Origin of the sequence: Brenneria sp. hezel4-2-4 (assembly GCF_013155275.1) — a bacterium.
Taxonomy (GTDB): domain Bacteria; phylum Pseudomonadota; class Gammaproteobacteria; order Enterobacterales; family Enterobacteriaceae; genus Brenneria.
Genome location: NZ_JABJXS010000016.1, coordinates 1 through 15701, shown reverse-complemented (window position 1 = coordinate 15701; position 15701 = coordinate 1). Strand labels below are relative to the sequence as shown.

General features: G+C 53.3%; 13 protein-coding genes, 1 tRNA gene and 2 rRNA genes. 11 read left to right on the top strand and 5 right to left on the bottom strand.

From position 1 onward, the window contains the following. The first annotated feature begins 74 nt into the window (after nucleotides 1-74). From proX to emrB, 7 genes are all read left to right on the top strand, one after another. Nucleotides 75-1079 (top strand): glycine betaine/L-proline ABC transporter substrate-binding protein ProX, encoded by a 1005-nt coding sequence (gene proX, locus HOY33_RS19090; protein ID WP_172291653.1) that lies wholly within the window; start codon nucleotides 75-77, stop codon nucleotides 1077-1079. A gap of 357 nt (nucleotides 1080-1436) precedes the next feature. Beyond that, nucleotides 1437-2645: an MFS transporter gene (locus HOY33_RS19085; protein ID WP_172291652.1), complete on the top strand. Its 1209-nt coding sequence runs from the start codon at nucleotides 1437-1439 to the stop codon at nucleotides 2643-2645. Between the two features lie 99 nt (nucleotides 2646-2744). Then, nucleotides 2745-3494 carry an AzlC family ABC transporter permease gene (locus HOY33_RS19080; RefSeq protein WP_371734394.1) on the top strand — a complete coding sequence of 250 codons (750 nt, stop codon included), beginning with the start codon at nucleotides 2745-2747 and terminating at the stop codon, nucleotides 3492-3494. Further along, a complete protein-coding gene (ygaH, locus tag HOY33_RS19075; RefSeq protein ID WP_172291651.1) occupies nucleotides 3491-3820 on the top strand; it encodes an L-valine transporter subunit YgaH in 330 nt (109 codons plus the stop codon). Before HOY33_RS19080 ends, ygaH begins: the two co-directional genes overlap by 4 nt. A gap of 188 nt (nucleotides 3821-4008) precedes the next feature. Continuing rightward, the gene (mprA, locus tag HOY33_RS19070; RefSeq protein WP_172291650.1) at nucleotides 4009-4524 is read left to right on the top strand and encodes a transcriptional repressor MprA; all 516 of its coding nucleotides are present in this window, start codon (nucleotides 4009-4011) and stop codon (nucleotides 4522-4524) included. Between the two features lie 296 nt (nucleotides 4525-4820). Further along, on the top strand, nucleotides 4821-5996 hold the full coding sequence (gene emrA / locus HOY33_RS19065) for a multidrug efflux MFS transporter periplasmic adaptor subunit EmrA (protein WP_172291649.1): 1176 nt from the start codon (nucleotides 4821-4823) through the stop codon (nucleotides 5994-5996). A gap of 17 nt (nucleotides 5997-6013) precedes the next feature. Further along, nucleotides 6014-7549 (top strand): multidrug efflux MFS transporter permease subunit EmrB, encoded by a 1536-nt coding sequence (emrB, locus tag HOY33_RS19060; RefSeq protein WP_172291648.1) that lies wholly within the window; start codon nucleotides 6014-6016, stop codon nucleotides 7547-7549. A gap of 39 nt (nucleotides 7550-7588) precedes the next feature. Here emrB and HOY33_RS19055 read toward each other — a convergent pair whose 3' ends face one another. Together HOY33_RS19055 and HOY33_RS19050 are read right to left on the bottom strand one after the other, a co-directional pair. Continuing rightward, complete coding sequence (locus tag HOY33_RS19055; RefSeq protein WP_172291647.1) at nucleotides 7589-8032, bottom strand: DUF3574 domain-containing protein; 444 nt, start codon at nucleotides 8030-8032, stop codon at nucleotides 7589-7591. Between the two features lie 94 nt (nucleotides 8033-8126). Continuing rightward, nucleotides 8127-9287, bottom strand: coding sequence for a tRNA/rRNA methyltransferase (locus HOY33_RS19050; RefSeq protein WP_172291646.1), 1161 nt, complete (start codon nucleotides 9285-9287; stop codon nucleotides 8127-8129). A gap of 271 nt (nucleotides 9288-9558) precedes the next feature. Between HOY33_RS19050 and trxC the strand changes: the two genes are divergently transcribed. The 4 genes from trxC (at nucleotide 9559) to pssA (ending at nucleotide 15024) form a co-directional block, all read left to right on the top strand. Next, on the top strand, nucleotides 9559-9978 hold the full coding sequence (trxC, locus tag HOY33_RS19045) for a thioredoxin TrxC (protein ID WP_172291645.1): 420 nt from the start codon (nucleotides 9559-9561) through the stop codon (nucleotides 9976-9978). Nucleotides 9979-10105: 127 nt separating this feature from the next. Then, nucleotides 10106-10804, top strand: coding sequence for a tRNA-uridine aminocarboxypropyltransferase (locus HOY33_RS19040; RefSeq protein WP_172291644.1), 699 nt, complete (start codon nucleotides 10106-10108; stop codon nucleotides 10802-10804). Nucleotides 10805-10854: 50 nt separating this feature from the next. Then, nucleotides 10855-13503 (top strand): bifunctional acetate--CoA ligase family protein/GNAT family N-acetyltransferase, encoded by a 2649-nt coding sequence (locus HOY33_RS19035; protein ID WP_172291643.1) that lies wholly within the window; start codon nucleotides 10855-10857, stop codon nucleotides 13501-13503. A gap of 165 nt (nucleotides 13504-13668) precedes the next feature. Next, nucleotides 13669-15024 carry a CDP-diacylglycerol--serine O-phosphatidyltransferase gene (pssA, locus tag HOY33_RS19030; protein WP_172291642.1) on the top strand — a complete coding sequence of 452 codons (1356 nt, stop codon included), beginning with the start codon at nucleotides 13669-13671 and terminating at the stop codon, nucleotides 15022-15024. Between the two features lie 170 nt (nucleotides 15025-15194). On the opposite strand, the gene rrf (HOY33_RS19025) is transcribed toward pssA, so the two are convergent. The 3 genes from rrf (HOY33_RS19025) to rrf (HOY33_RS19015) all read right to left on the bottom strand — a co-directional run bounded on the left by rrf (HOY33_RS19025) (nucleotide 15195) and on the right by rrf (HOY33_RS19015) (nucleotide 15696). Further along, a 5S ribosomal RNA gene (gene rrf / locus HOY33_RS19025) occupies nucleotides 15195-15310 on the bottom strand. Between the two features lie 38 nt (nucleotides 15311-15348). Continuing rightward, nucleotides 15349-15424, bottom strand: a tRNA-Thr gene (locus HOY33_RS19020). Nucleotides 15425-15580: 156 nt separating this feature from the next. After that, nucleotides 15581-15696 (bottom strand): 5S ribosomal RNA (rrf, locus tag HOY33_RS19015). Nucleotides 15697-15701 lie beyond the last annotated feature (5 nt).

Below are 15701 nucleotides of genomic sequence, written 5' to 3'. Positions count from 1 at the left end.
AGCCGTCAGACCGTTGGCGGTATCAGACTTACGCAATATACCTACTTCACTAAAACAGAAAAGAGGGAAGAATTATGCGCACAACCAGAATCTGGGCCGCCGCCCTAACCACCGCGCTGCTAAGCGCGCCGCTTTACGCCGCACAAAGCGACCTGCCCGGTAAAGGCGTCACCGTTATCCCGGTGCAAAGCACCATCTCCGAAGAAACCTTCCAGACGATGCTGGTCAACAAAGCGTTGGAGAAACTGGGCTACGACGTTCAGCCGATCCGAGAAGTGGATTATAACGTGGCCTATACCTCGATCGCCTCCGGCGATGCCACCTTCATTGCCGTCAGTTGGGATCCGCTGCATGCCGATCAATACAGAGCCGCCGGCGGCGATGCGAAATTCTACCGTCAGGGCGAGTATGTTTCCGGCGCCGCCCAGGGTTATCTGATCGATAAAAAAACCGCCGATCAATACAAAATCACCAACATTGCACAGTTAAAAGATCCGAACATCGCCAAACTGTTTGATACCAATGGCGATGGTAAAGCGGATTTGACTGGCTGCACGCCGGGCTGGGGATGCGAGGCGGCGATTAATCACCATCTGCCGGCTTACGGCCTCTCGGCCACCGTGGAACACAATCAGGGTAACTATGCCGCGATGATCGCCGACACCATTACCCGCTATAAAGAAGGCAAACCGATTCTTTACTACACCTGGACGCCTTACTGGGTCAGCGATGTGCTGGTTCCGGGACGTGACGTGGTGTGGCTACAGGTGCCGTTCTCATCCCTACCGGGCGCTCAACAGGGTATAAGCACCAAATTACCCAATGGCGCCGACTACGGTTTCCCGGTCAACAGCATGAAGATCGCCGCCAATAAACAATGGGCCGAGAAAAATCCGGCGGCGGCGAAGCTGTTTTCCATCATGAAACTGCCGCTGGCCGATGTTAATGCGCAGAATCTGCGTATGCATGAAGGCGAAGGTTCTCAACAGAATATTGAACGGCATGTTGACGGCTGGATCAAAGCCCACCAGCAGTTGTTTGACGGTTGGGTCAAAACGGCGGCCGAAGCAGCCAAGTAAGTTATTTGCCACACACCTCAAAGGCGGCTTTGCCGCCTCAGACCGTTGACAAACCTATCACCCTTTATCGAACGGTGATAATGGAATGGAAGAGTAAAGCGTCCGCGCCAGGGATGGCGCGGTTCGAGCTTACAGGGACGTACTTGCAGCGTCTTTACGATCCATCCATTATCGCCGCTCACCAGGCTTTGTCAGCAACCTCAGGCGGCTTTGCCGCCTTTATTTTTCGGTCATCAGCTTTCCGTTCCCTGACCACATCCCGTCAGTACGCCAGCCGAACGCAATCGAATATTTTCTGGCATCTCTTCACTACCTGTCCGATACTGCCGTTTTATTAATATATAACCCGCGTTGAATATGCCGTCTCCCAAAGAACAATCGGGCCTGAGCCTGTCCCTGACGCTCATTATGTCAGTGGCCACCGGCCTTGCCGTCGCCAGCAACTACTACGCTCAACCCTTGCTGGATACCATCGCCAAAGCATTTGAGCTCTCGGTCAATCAGGCCGGTTTTATCGTTACGGCGGCACAGTTGGGCTATGCCGTCGGTCTGCTGTTTCTGGTGCCGCTCGGCGATATGTTTGAACGGCGGAGGCTGATTGTCGGCATGACATTACTCGCTGCGGGCGGTATGGTGATTACCGCCTCTTCCTCCACGTTGTGGCCGATGATCGCCGGAACCACGCTGACAGGTCTATTCTCGGTCGTTGCACAGCTCCTGGTTCCGTTAGCGGCCACGCTGGCCACTCCGGAAACCCGAGGGAAAGTGGTCGGAACCATTATGAGCGGCCTGCTGCTGGGCATTCTGCTGGCCCGAACCGTCGCCGGCGCGTTGGCTTCACTCGGCGACTGGCGTACGGTCTATTGGGTCGCCAGTACGTTGATGGTCATCATGGCATTGATACTTTGGCGTACCCTGCCGCGGATTCAACAGCAAAATACGCTTAATTATCCGCAGCTTTTATCCTCAATATTCAGCCTGTTCGCCGCCTCGCCGTTATTACGTACCCGCGCGCTGCTGGGCTGTTTCTCCTTTGCCAACTTCAGCATCCTGTGGACCTCCATCGCTTTTTTGCTGGCCGCTCCCCCTTACCATTATTCAGAAGGCGTTATCGGTCTGTTCGGGCTAGCCGGGGTCGCCGGCGCGCTGGCGGCTTCACGCGCGGGCCGTCTGGTCGATGAGGGCAAAGCCAGACAAACAACCAGCGTCGGCCTGATACTGTTGTTGCTGTCATGGCTGTTTGTGGCTTTTGGCATTCAGTCGGTGGCGCTGTTGTTAATCGGTATCATCGTACTGGATCTGGCCGTTCAGAGCGTACATGTAACCAACCAAAGCGTGATTTATCGCATGATGCCTGAGGCGCGTAACCGCCTGACGGCCGGTTATATGACCCTCCACTTTATCGGCGGCGCGCTCGGTTCGCTGATCTCGGCATCGGCCTATCAGCACTGGGGTTGGCTGGGCGTCTGTACGGCAGGCAGTATTACCAGCCTGTTAAACCTGCTGGTATGGTGGAAAGGACATCATTATGAACGTCAGCTAACGGCCGCCGCATCAGGCCATTAAAGCGTACTGATGCGCGTATCGGCCGACGAAAACGGAGCGTGAAATTTCCATCACGCTTTGATAAGGTTTTGCAAATCAGCCATCAACCCTGTGAGCACTGTGAACGCATCCGACCAACTGGCGCAGCCGACGTCATCCTCACTCGCTAGCGCCTCCTTTGGCGAAGGCGTGTTTGACAGCCTGCCCATTGTTATCGGCTATCTGCCGGTCGCCTTTGCCTTTGGCATGAATGCGGTCAAATTAGGTTTCACACCGCTGGAGGGGATTTTTCTATCCTGCATTATTTATGCCGGCGCCAGTCAGTTCGTCATCACGGCGCTGCTCAGCGCAGGCATGTCGATATGGATTGCGGCATTAACCGTGATGGCGATGGATGTGCGTCACGTCCTATATGGCCCGGCCTTGCGCCACCGTATTCTACAGCGCATTCCCACCGGCAAAACCGCGCTATGGGCTTTTGGTCTGACCGATGAAGTCTTTGCGGCGGCGGCGGCGCGACTGGCGCGCAATAACCGATGCTGGTCGGAAAACTGGATGCTGGGCGTCGCAGCTTCATCCTGGCTGTCATGGAGCCTGGGAACAGCCGTTGGCGCGCTATCCGGCAACGGCCCGCTGGAGGATTATCCCGCAGTGGAAGCTGCCCTTTCTTTCATGCTGCCGGCCCTGTTTCTAAGTTTCCTGCTGGCTTCATTCAAGCGGAGACAAAGTCTGGTGGTCATTTGTGCATTAGGGGGTGCGTTATTCGGTCTGTTGATCTCATCCATTCCGGCGGCGATTCTGATCGGCATCGGCGGTGGTTGTCTGGCCGCGCTTTTCCAACCCGCCTCATCTACCCAGGTAAACTCATGAGTACACAGATTATCCTTATCGGACTGATCGTCGGTCTGGTGAATTACCTTTTCCGTTACTTGCCGCTGAAGCTGGGTTCTTCCCGGGCCTCCGGCTCTTTGCAGCGCGGCAAAACCGCGCTGCTGCTGGACAGCATCGGTATTGCCTCGATCTGTGCGCTACTGATCGTTTCCAGCGTACCGGACATCCTCAAACACCATGAGAAACTGCTGCCTACGCTGGTCGGATTCATCGTACTGACCGGTTGCTTCTATAAAACCCGCAGTATCGTATTTTCGACCTTGCTTGGTGCATTTTGCTACGGACTCGCAATCAAATTTTTCTGATTTCTCCGCGCGCCATCATTCTCTACCATCACGATATTCTCTTTCCCCCCACCGGGTATTGTTCCGATTTCCAACCGTTCGTTGTTTACTTTCTGTCACAGAATAGGCGAGCTTATCTAACATAAGGTCATTTACCCAAGTAGTAACTTTAGTTACTATGCAGACCGTGATTACTGAGGTTAATACAAATGGATAGTTCGTTTGCACCAATAGAAAAAATGTTAAACCTGCGCGCTTCACGCAAGCCGGATTTTCCACGCCAGGAGGTTCTGCTGTTGCGTTTATGTATGCATATGCAGAGCAAGATACTGGAACACAGAAATAAAATCCTTAAAGACCAAGGTATTAATGAAACCTTGTTCATGGCGTTAATTACTCTGGAATCACAGGAATCTTACAGTATTCAACCTTCAGAACTCAGTGCCGCGCTGGGATCATCACGAACCAATGCCACCCGCATTGCCGATGATCTGGAAAAAAGAGGTTGGATAGAAAGGCGAGAAAGCCATAGCGATAGACGTTGCCTTCACCTGCATATGACAGAAGAAGGTAAGGCTTTCCTTGACCAGCTCATTCCCCCGCAGCATAAAAGCCTGCATTTTCTCTGGTCCACCCTCAATATCGATGAGCAAAAACAGCTTGAAACATTAATGCGAAAACTGCTGACCCGATTGGATGAAATGGACGAGCTCGAAAACTCATAACCGATTAATTTAAAAAATAATAATATCACCACCCTCGTTGTAGCCGACATTCCCCTTTGTTCATTTCATTGGGGCGTCCATGTTTACCACGGACAATGCCGTTTACTTTTCAGTAGCCGGTCATGCCGTCGCTTAACGATGCGTCGCGGTTGAATATCACTACCGGTCGGTCACCTGAGAACTACCGATGTGTCACCTGCGGAGCGATTCGACATCGCCATCCATGACGGCGTTGTTGTCAGGAACAAACATATCTTGATGCCAGGTAAGAAAAGAATAAGAAGAGAGAGAACACAATGAGTGAAAACGTAGAAAATCAGGCCCCACTGCCAGTACGGAAAAACAAGAAAAGACAGCGCAAACGGATACTGATGCTACTGACCTTTATCTTTATCGTCCTCGGCTGCATCTGGTTTATTTACTGGTTCCTGATCCTCAGACATCACCAGCACACGGATGATGCGTATGTCGCCGGTAATCAAATTCAGGTTATGGCGCAGGTGACAGGCAGCGTCACGCGCGTGAATGTTGACAATACTGATTTTGTTACACAAGGCGATGTGCTGGTCGAACTGGATCCGACCGATGCGCAACAAGCCTTTGAACGCGCCAAGACCGCACTCGCCAGCAGCGTGCGCCAAACGCATCAGCTCATTATTAACAGCAAACAGTATCAGGCCAATATTGAATTACGTCAGACCGAGCTGAATAAAGCCCTGAGCGACTTAAACCGTCGTGAAACACTGGGCAACGCGAATGCCATCGGTCGTGAAGAAGTCCAGCACGCACGGGATGCCGTAGCGGGCGCCAGAGCGTCTCTGGAGGTTGCCAAACAACAGTATCAGGCCAATCAGGCCATGATCCTGAACACGCCGTTAGAGCAGCAACCCGCGGTACAACAGGCGGCGGCGGAAATGCGTGACGCCTGGCTGGCGTTGCAACGGACAAAAATCGTCAGCCCGGTAAATGGCTATATTTCACGCCGCAGCGTTCAGGTCGGCGCCAGAATTTCCGCCACCTCGGCACTAATGGCCGTTGTGCCCGCCGATCATCTGTGGGTTGACGCCAACTTTAAAGAAACCCAGTTGGCCAATATGCGCATTGGTCAGCCAGCAACCGTCATTTCCGATATCTATGGTGATGATGTGGTTTATCAAGGCAAAGTCGTCGGTCTGGATATGGGCACCGGCAGCGCGTTTTCACTGCTCCCGGCCCAGAATGCCACCGGTAACTGGATAAAGGTCGTGCAACGTTTGCCTGTGCGTATTGAGCTGGATCCACAGCAGATTGCCGAACATCCCTTGCGTATCGGCCTGTCCGCCTTGGTTAACGTAGATACCGCGAATACCGAGGGTAAAGCGCTGGCCGAAACCTCGCGCAGCACGCCGGCTTATCAAAGCGACGCGCTGGCGTTGGATCTCGCCCCGGTCAACCAGATGATTGGCGACATCATTCAGGCTAATGCCGGTTAATCTGTCAGGAGAGCAGCGTGCAGAGAACACCGCTTAAGGGCGCCAGCCTAGCCTGGATGACTGTTGCTTTATCATTGGCGACATTTATGCAGGTTCTGGACTCCACAATCGCCAACGTGGCCATCCCGACGATTGCCGGTAACCTGGGGGCGTCCAATTCGCAGGGAACCTGGGTAATCACCTCTTTCGGGGTTGCCAACGCCATCTCTATTCCCATCACCGGCTGGCTGGCCAAACGCTTCGGGGAAGTCCGTCTTTTCCTGTTGTCTACCATTTTATTTGCCTTCACCTCCTGGCTGTGCGGCGTTTCCACCAGTCTGGAGATGTTGATTTTCGCCCGCGTGCTACAGGGGATTGTCGCCGGACCGCTGATCCCGCTGTCGCAAAGCCTGTTGCTCAATAATTACCCGCCAGCCAAGCGCAGCATCGCGCTGGCGCTGTGGTCCATGACCGTGGTGGTCGCCCCGATTTGCGGGCCGATTCTGGGGGGCTGGATTAGCGATAATTACCACTGGGGCTGGATATTCTTTATCAACGTTCCGCTGGGTGTGGCGGTCGTGATCATTACCCTGCAAACCTTGCGCGGGCGGGAAACTAAAACCGAAATCAAGCCCATTGACACCATCGGTCTGGCATTGTTGATTGTCGGTATCGGCAGTCTCCAGATGATGCTGGATCGGGGGAAAGAACTGGACTGGTTTAACTCCCGTGAGATTATTGTCCTCACGGTGGTTGCCGTCATATCACTGGCGTTTTTGATCGTCTGGGAGTTGACCGACGACCACCCGGTGGTGGATTTGTCCCTGTTTAAATCCCGCAACTTCACCATTGGCTGTTTGTGCCTCAGCCTGGCCTATATGTTTTATTTCGGCGCAATCGTTCTGTTGCCGCAGCTATTACAGACGGTCTTTGGCTACACAGCAACCTGGGCGGGACTGGCTTCCGCGCCCGTCGGCTTGATGCCCGTGCTGTTGTCGCCGATTATCGGTCGCTTCGCCCCGCGTCTGGATATGCGTCAACTGGTCACATTCAGCTTCATTATGTATGCCGTCTGTTTTTACTGGCGCGCTTACACTTTTGAACCGGGAATGGACTTTGGCGCCTCCGCGTGGCCGCAGTTTGTACAGGGAATTGCCGTAGCCTGTTTCTTTATGCCGCTGACCACCATTACGTTATCCGGTCTCCCGCCGGAACGCATGGCGGCGGCGTCCAGTTTGTCCAATTTTACCCGGACGCTGGCGGGCTCTATCGGCACCTCCATCACCACCACATTATGGGCGCAGCGTGAATCACTACACCATGAGCACCTCGCGGAATCGGTGACGCCTTATAATCCGCTAGCTCAGGAAACCTATCAGCAGCTACAGGCGCTGGGAATGAGCCAGTCGCAGGCCTCGGCGTATATCGCTAAAGAAATTACCGCACAGGGATTGATTATTTCCGCCAACGAAATCTTCTGGGCCGCGGCGGGCATATTTCTTGTGCTGATGGTGCTGGTGTGGTTTGCGCGTCCGCCGTTCACCTCGGGTGGTAAAGGCGGCGGCGCGCACTAGTTTTTCCCGTCCCTCCCGCTACGGGGGGGACGGGAAACATCAAAATGCGACGCAAACCGGCGCATCAACCCGCATTACGGACTCCTGCGCAAAACGCGCCTTGTAGCGCGTGCGCAGCGTTTCTATGTCGTTTTCGTGGTCGGGTCCATGGATAAGCAGTAACGCTTTACTGTTTTCCCGGACAATCTTCCCATCCTGCCCTAACCACTGTCCGTTGGCGTCGAACACGGTCAAGCCGGCTTTAAAGCGCGGCGTGACGTCGTTATCCACAAAGGCTTTCCATTCCACATCGGAAACCGGCGGGCCGGAAGGACGGTTGAGGCCGAAATACAGCGTGGTTTGCACCTGCCTATCTCCGATATGGCAGGCCTGGGACGACGAGCGAGCGGTATCGGGAACATGCGGCGTCTGAGTACAGCCGCTGATAAAAAACGCCCCCAGGAGCAACGATGTCGCTGTGTGAATTGATTTTTTCCGTGTCATCAAAGAACATCCCATATTCATCATCGCAAATTTACGGCTAAAGGCGCGGCATCGACTTTCTCCCGCAACCCTAGCGTAAGCGACTTTTCTTTTATCAGGCGTGATTCTGTCGCCACCATTCGGACAGCAAAATCCCCGTCGCCACAGAAATGTTCAGGCTTTCAACCTTACCGGTTCCTTCAATCGAGATCTTGACGTCGCCCTGTTGCCAGGCGCTATCCGACAGACCGCCGCCTTCCTGCCCGAGAACAATCACGGTTTTGGCCGGGAATGAGTTTTTTGATAACGCCGTCCCTTTATGGCTGGAGGTGGTCACGATGGTGTACCCGGCCTTGCGGAACTCGGCCAGCACAGAGAGGAAATCATCAGCATTGATGGCTTTCACATGCTCGGCGCCGCCTTCAGCGGTACGCACCGCCGCCCCGGACTCCAACAACGCCGCATCCTGAACCAGCACGCCGTTCACGCCAAAGTGCGCACAGCTTCGCATAATGCCGCCGAGGTTATGCGGATTACCCACATCTTCCAATGCCAGTACGCAATCACTTTCGCCGGCCGTTTGCAGGTATTCACTCACATCCAGCCCCTGACGTTTTTTAATCAGGAAGCAAACGCCGCCGTGGTGCTCAGTGCCGGACGCTTTGATCAGTTCATCATCTTCAACAACATGATAAGCCTTGCGGTTAGCCGCCATCCAGCGCAACGCTTCACGAAAACGCGGCGTAACCTCCTGCAAAAACCAGGCGCGAACAATCGCGTCCGGACGACTTTTAAACAACGCATGACAGGCATTTTCACCATAAACGCGCGTTTCTTCCTGACGCTGACGACGGATCTGCGCGGGATCTATCTGGCTTTTACCGCTGATACCGCCATGATCGGGTTCAGCCTCTTCACTCGGAGGACGAGACACGGTCTTCCACGGTGAATCCGCATAGCCGCCCTCTTCGCTGCGAGGACGACGCGGGCGCTCAGCGCCGCGATCGTTGCGCTCTTTGCCCCACGGACTTTTTTCACGGGCATCGCCTTCACGGGAAGGGTTCTCGCGGGCATGACGCGGGTTCTTATCGCGCGGATTCTGAGGTTTGCCGCGGCTATCCCGCGAACCGCCGCCTTCACGCTGACCGCGTCCGCTTTCACTGCGACGATCTTTATCTGCCGGACGTTTGTTTTTATTCTCTTTATCGCCCTCGTCATCGCTACGGACGTACATCACGCGGACTTTGCCGCTTTTACTATTAAATGAATCGCTCATCGTTCTCTCCACCTACGCGCTGGGCGCGAAGATTACCTTATGTACACCCGCTTAGCTACCTGCTTGTCATAAAAGCCAAAAACTATCGTAGCTATTGAGTAAACCACGTTGTTGACTACTGACCTGCCCGCCATACTTAATCAACCAATAAGTAACATATTGCTTAAGTAATACTCTATTTATTTAACATGCTGTCGACATCTAATTGCCTACCCGCAACGGTTTTCATCAACAGCACATTATTTAGCCCTTTTTTATCTGAGGCCTCGTTATGAATACGGTATGTGCATCTTGCCACACAACAAACCGTCTGCCCGAAGAACATATTAATGACCACGCAAAATGCGGCCGCTGTGGAGAATCTCTGTTCACGGGCGAGGTTATCAATGCCACCGAAGCGACACTGGATAAACTGCTACTGGATGATCTGCCCGTCGTCGTCGACTTCTGGGCGCCATGGTGTGGTCCCTGCGTCAACTTTGCGCCAGTGTTTGAAAGTGTCGCACAGGAACGCAGCGAAAAAATACGCTTTATTAAAGTTAATACAGAATCGGAACCTGCGCTCAACGCGCGTTTCCGCATCCGCACGATTCCAACACTGATGCTGTTTAAACAAGGACAACTGGTCGACATGCTCAACGGCGCGCTGCCTAAAGCCCCCTTTGAAAGCTGGTTGGACGAGTCACTGTAAACGCGCCTTTTGGTCAGGCGGCATCTCGATTAGAATAACGCCTTTCAGAGCCTGTTTCTGCGGATATTCCCTAAAGCCGCAGGTCGTAAACAGGCTCCTGGCAGAATACTGAGATGCTCAATATTTCATGATCAACAATGCCGTTCTTCGTCTGCGCCAGCAGCGTCTTGAGCAATCAACCAAACCGTTCCGCGCCCGCGGCTGCCGTGTGGTACGGTGTCAGCGTTGCCTGCTGCCGGCTACAGCCTGTCTGTGCCATACCATCCGGCCGCAGGATTCCCACAGTCGTTTCTGTCTGGTGATGTTCGATACCGAACCGCTGAAACCAAGCAACACCGGGCGATTGATCGCCGATATCCTGCCGGATACGCAGGCATTTCTCTGGTCCCGCACATCGCCCGATCCGCAGTTGCTCGCCGCCTTAAAAAATTCGGACTATCAACCTTATCTGGTTTTTTTAGCCGACGACGCCGAACCAGGGCGTCAGGTGTTCCGCCAATTGCCCGCCTCGGGGAAACCGCCTTTGTTTGTCTTGCTTGACGGCACCTGGCCGGAAGCGCGGAAAATGTTCCGCAAAAGCCCCGATCTGGATGGATTACCCATTCTGTCACTGAATGTCGATGCGCTTTCCCGCTATCAACTACGGGAAGCCAGCCACGCCGGACAACATTGCACCGCTGAAATTGCGATAGCCCTGCTTGCACAAGCCGGAGACGATACCGCCGCCGCGTCGCTCTCCGTTCATTTCGATCGCTTCCGCGAACGCTATCTGGCCGGGAAGCCACATCATACCTTACGGGAAATTCTACCCATCATCACAGCATAAACCGCCGAAAACGTTTAGTATCAAATCGTCTTCTTCTAAAAAGGTGACTTATGAGCCAGCGCGGATTGGAAGCACTATTACGTCCCAAGTCGATAGCGGTTCTGGGCGCGTCAGAAAAACCGGGACGGGCGGGTTTTCTGATGATGCGGAATTTGCTGGATGGGAACTTCAACGGGCCGGTGCTCCCCATCACCCCGAAATATCGCGCCGTCTGCGGCGTGCTGGCCTATCCGAATGTCGCCAGCCTGCCCATGACACCCGATCTTGCGGTTATCTGTACCAACGCCGAGCGCAATCTGGCGTTGCTGGAAGATCTCGGGCTGCGCGGTTGTAAAACCGTCATTATCTTATCGGCCCAGCCCGCTCAATTCAGTGAATTAAAAGCCTGTGCGGTGCGTTATCACATGCGTTTATTAGGCCCTAACAGTCTTGGGCTGCTCGCCCCCTGGCAGGGACTTAACGCCAGCTTTTCGCCCGTTCCCATTATGAAAGGCAAACTGGCGTTTATTTCTCAATCCGCAGCCGTATCCAACACGATTCTGGACTGGGCGCAGCAGCGGGGTATTGGCTTCTCCTATTTTATTGCATTGGGCGACAGCCTGGATATTGATATTGACGACCTGCTGGATTTCCTGGCTCGCGATGGCAAAACCAGCGCGATCCTGTTACACCTCGAGCATATCAGCGATGCCCGTCGTTTCCTTTCGGCGGCCCGGAGCGCCTCAAGAAACAAACCGATTCTGGTGATAAAAAGCGGACGCAGCCAGCAGGCGCAACAATTGTTCAACAGCCGGCATCAGGGATTAGACGCCGCCTACGACGCCGCAATCCAACGCGCGGGCCTCTTGCGGGTACGTGACACGCATGAACTGTTTTCGGCAGTAGAAACCCTTAGCCATCTGCGTCCGTTGCGTGGCGAACGTTTGCTGCTCGTCAGCAACGGCGCTGCGCCGGCGGCACAGGCTCTCGATCGGTTGCTGAGCAGACAGGGAAAACTGGCGATCCTCAGTGAAACCACGCAGCAAATGCTGCGGGAAAAATTACCGCGACACATCGCTATTGGTAACCCGCTTAATCTGCGTGAGGACGCAACAACCGCATCCTATCTGGCCGCGGTTACTGTTTTACTGGATAGCGATGACATTGATGCGCTGCTTATCATTTATGCTCCCAGCGCCGCCGCACCCGGCACCGAAAGCGCCGAACAACTGATTACGCTTTTCCGGCAACACCCGCGCGGCAAACGTATTACGCTGCTGACAAACTGGTGCGGCGAGTTTTCGTCACAGGAAGCGCGCCGCTTATTCAACGAGGCGGGCATCCCCACCTACCGCACGCCGGAAGGCGCGGTGACGGCATTTATGCACATCGTTGAATATCGCCGTAACCAGAAGCAACTGATGGAAACCCCCGCGCTGCCGCAGGATTTAACCGTCAATGCCAGCCAGGCCCATACGCTGATTCACCAGGCGCTGGCCGATGGCGTCACTCAGTTGGATACTCATGAAGTCCAGCCTATCCTACAGGCTTACGGTTTAAACACCCTGCCAACCTGGATCGCCAATGACAGCACTGAAGCGGTATACATCGCCGAGCAGATAGGCTATCCGGTCGCCATTAAGCTACGCTCGCCGGATATTCCCCATAAGTCGGAAGTTCAGGGCGTCATGCTTTACTTACGAACGGCCAGAGAAGTTCAGCAGGCCGCCGATGCGATTCTCGATCGGGTAAAACAGACCTATCCCCAAGCGCGCATTCACGGTCTGTTGGTACAGAGCATGGCGAACCGGGCCGGAGCTCAGGAGCTACGGATCGCTGTCGAACAGGATCCGGTATTTGGGCCGTTAATCATGCTGGGGGAAGGCGGCGTTGAATGGCGGGAGAAACAGGCCGCCGTGGCGCTGCCGCCGCTGAATATGACGCTGGCCCGCTATCTGGTGTTGCAGGCGGTAAAAGGGGGGAAAATTCGTAGCCGCAGCGCGCTGCGTCCTTTGGATATTCCGGCGCTCAGCCGTTTACTGGTACAGGTTTCAAACCTGATTCTCGATTGCCCGGAAATATCCCGGCTGGATATCCATCCTCTGTTGGCCTCCGGGGATGAATTTACCTTACTGGACGTCACTCTCCATCTGACGCCGTTTAGCGGAGATCCACAGTCAAGGTTGGCTATCCGCCCTTACCCGCAGGAGCTGGAAGAAACCGTCACGCTTAAAAACAACGCTATCTGCCTATTCCGCCCTATCCTGCCCGAAGATGAACCTTTGCTGAGTAAATTTATCGCCAAAGTCACCAAGGAAGACCTGTATTACCGTTATTTCAGCGAAATTAATGAATTTAATCACGAAGACTTAGCCAATATGACCCAGATTGACTACGATCGGGAAATGGCGTTTGTTGCCGTACGCCAGTCGGAAGAAGGCGCGGAGATTATTGGCGTTACGCGAGCCATTTCCGATCCCGATAATACCAGCGCTGAATTCGCCGTTTTGGTTCGTTCCGATTTAAAGGGATTAGGTCTGGGCCGGCGCCTGTTGGAAAAGCTCATCCAGTATGCCAGATTACATGGGCTGGGGAGGCTGAATGGCATCACCATGCCGCATAATCAGGGAATGATTACGCTGGCGAAGAAACTTGGCTTTAGTGTCGACGTCCAATTGGAAGAAGGGATCGTCACGCTGGAACTACCGCTGGAAAATTAATCACCATACGTGATATAGCTCCCGCATCAAGAGACGATCTGGCTGTCAATGGCAAAACTTGCTCACAACCGCAGGCAACTAATGGTATTATCGCCGATTCAGCAATTCCTTAACTTTTGATGATGGCCTGCGGGTCATAACTGATGAGAGAAGAAACGCACTGTGATGTTGTCAAAATTTAAACGCAATAAATACCAACAACACCTTGCACAATTACCCAAAATCCCTCAGACAGCTGATGACGTTCAGACACTTCATTCTCCTGAACGCTTCCGCACCGCGCTGGTCAATGCCATTCTGAATGCCAGAAAACGTATTTACCTTGTGGCATTGTATCTGGAGCATGACGATGGCGGAATGGGTATATTGTCTGCGTTATATGAGGCTAAACGGCAGCATCCCGAACTTGATACCCGTATCCTGGTAGACTGGCATCGCGCTCAACGCGGGCGGATAGGCGCAGCGGCAGAAAATACCAATGCCGACTGGTATTGCGATATGGCGCGGAAATATCCTGATACGCGCTTCCCTATCTACGGTATCCCCGTAAACACGCGTGAGGCGCTGGGCGTTCTGCATCTAAAAGGCTTTATCATTGACGACACCGTGATCTACAGCGGAGCAAGCCTGAACGATGTCTACCTGCATCAACACGATAAATACCGCTATGATCGTTATCAGATAATTCATAATCCAATACTGGCTGATACTATGGCCGAGTATATTCAAAATATACTGTCGGCCCCGGCGATCAACCGGTTAGATCGTACCGATCGGCCTAAAAGCCTGGAAATCAAAAACGAAACCCGGCAATTCCGCCAGGCATTGCGTACGGCAACCTATCACACGCCTGACTGCGGCGACGTTAACGATCAACTGACCGTTACGCCATTGGTCGGGTTAGGCAAACAGAGTCCACTGAATAAAACCATCCATCATCTGATGTATTGCACAGATGAGCACCTGGTGATGTGTACACCTTATTTTAACCTGCCCGCTCTGCTGGTTCGCAATATCATCCGGTTATTACGGGAAGGAAAGAAAGTAGAAATCATCATCGGTGATAAAACCGCGAATGATTTTTATATTCCGGAAGATCAGCCATTCAAGATCATCGGCGCACTGCCTTATCTCTATGAAATCAACCTGCGTCGGTTCCTGAGCCGATTACAGCGCTATATTGATAATCAGCAGCTCGTCGTTCGCTTGTGGAAAGATGGCGACAACAGTTTCCACCTGAAAGGTATGTGGATTGATAATAAATGGCAGCTACTGACGGGAAACAACCTTAATCCTCGCGCCTGGCGTCTGGATCTGGAAAACGCCATATTAATTCACGATCCCAAACAGGTTCTGTTAGCACAGCGATTGGAAGAGTTGGACAATATCAAAGTCCATACCCAGGTCGTCACAAGTTATATGGAACTGGAAAGCATTGCGCAATATCCGGTAAAAGTCCGCAAGCTCATTCGACGTTTGCGCCGCATTCGTATCGACAGACTGATCAGCCGTATTCTTTAATCCCGCCATTATAAACTTGAACAGCTCCGAATCATCTCGAGGCTGTTCCAGTTTATATTCCGAAAAATTGCTATGCGGCACGGTATATTACCGCTGTTCCAGGCGAATTTTATAAAGACAAGATAAACAAAAGGCCAACCTGTAAAGGCTGGCCTTATGTCTTAATTGAAACCTGGCAGTTCCCTACTCTCACATGGGGAGACCCCACACTACCATCGGCGCTACGGCGTTTCACTGCTGAGTTCGGCATGGGGTCAGGTGGGACCACCGCGCTATCGCCGCCAGGTAAATTCTTTTTAAACCGAAAACGTTAACCTAAATTACTGGTGCTGATACCCAGAGTCGAACTGGGGACCTCACCCTTACCAAGGGTGCGCTCTACCAACTGAGCCATATCAGCGCACCTGAATATTTGATGCCTGGCAGTTTATGAACCATTTCATGGTTCACCCTTCGGGCCGTTGCTCCGCAACGTTTAAAAGCCTGCGGCTTTTTTCCTACTCTCTATCGAGTAGAGAACCGCCCCGAGGATTTCACTGCAACTTCTTAATTTGATGCCTGGCAGTTCCCTACTCTCACATGGGGAGACCCCACACTACCATCGGCGCTACGGCGTTTCACTGCTGAGTTCGGCATGGGGTCAGGTGGGACCACCGCGCTATCGCCGCCAGGCAAAT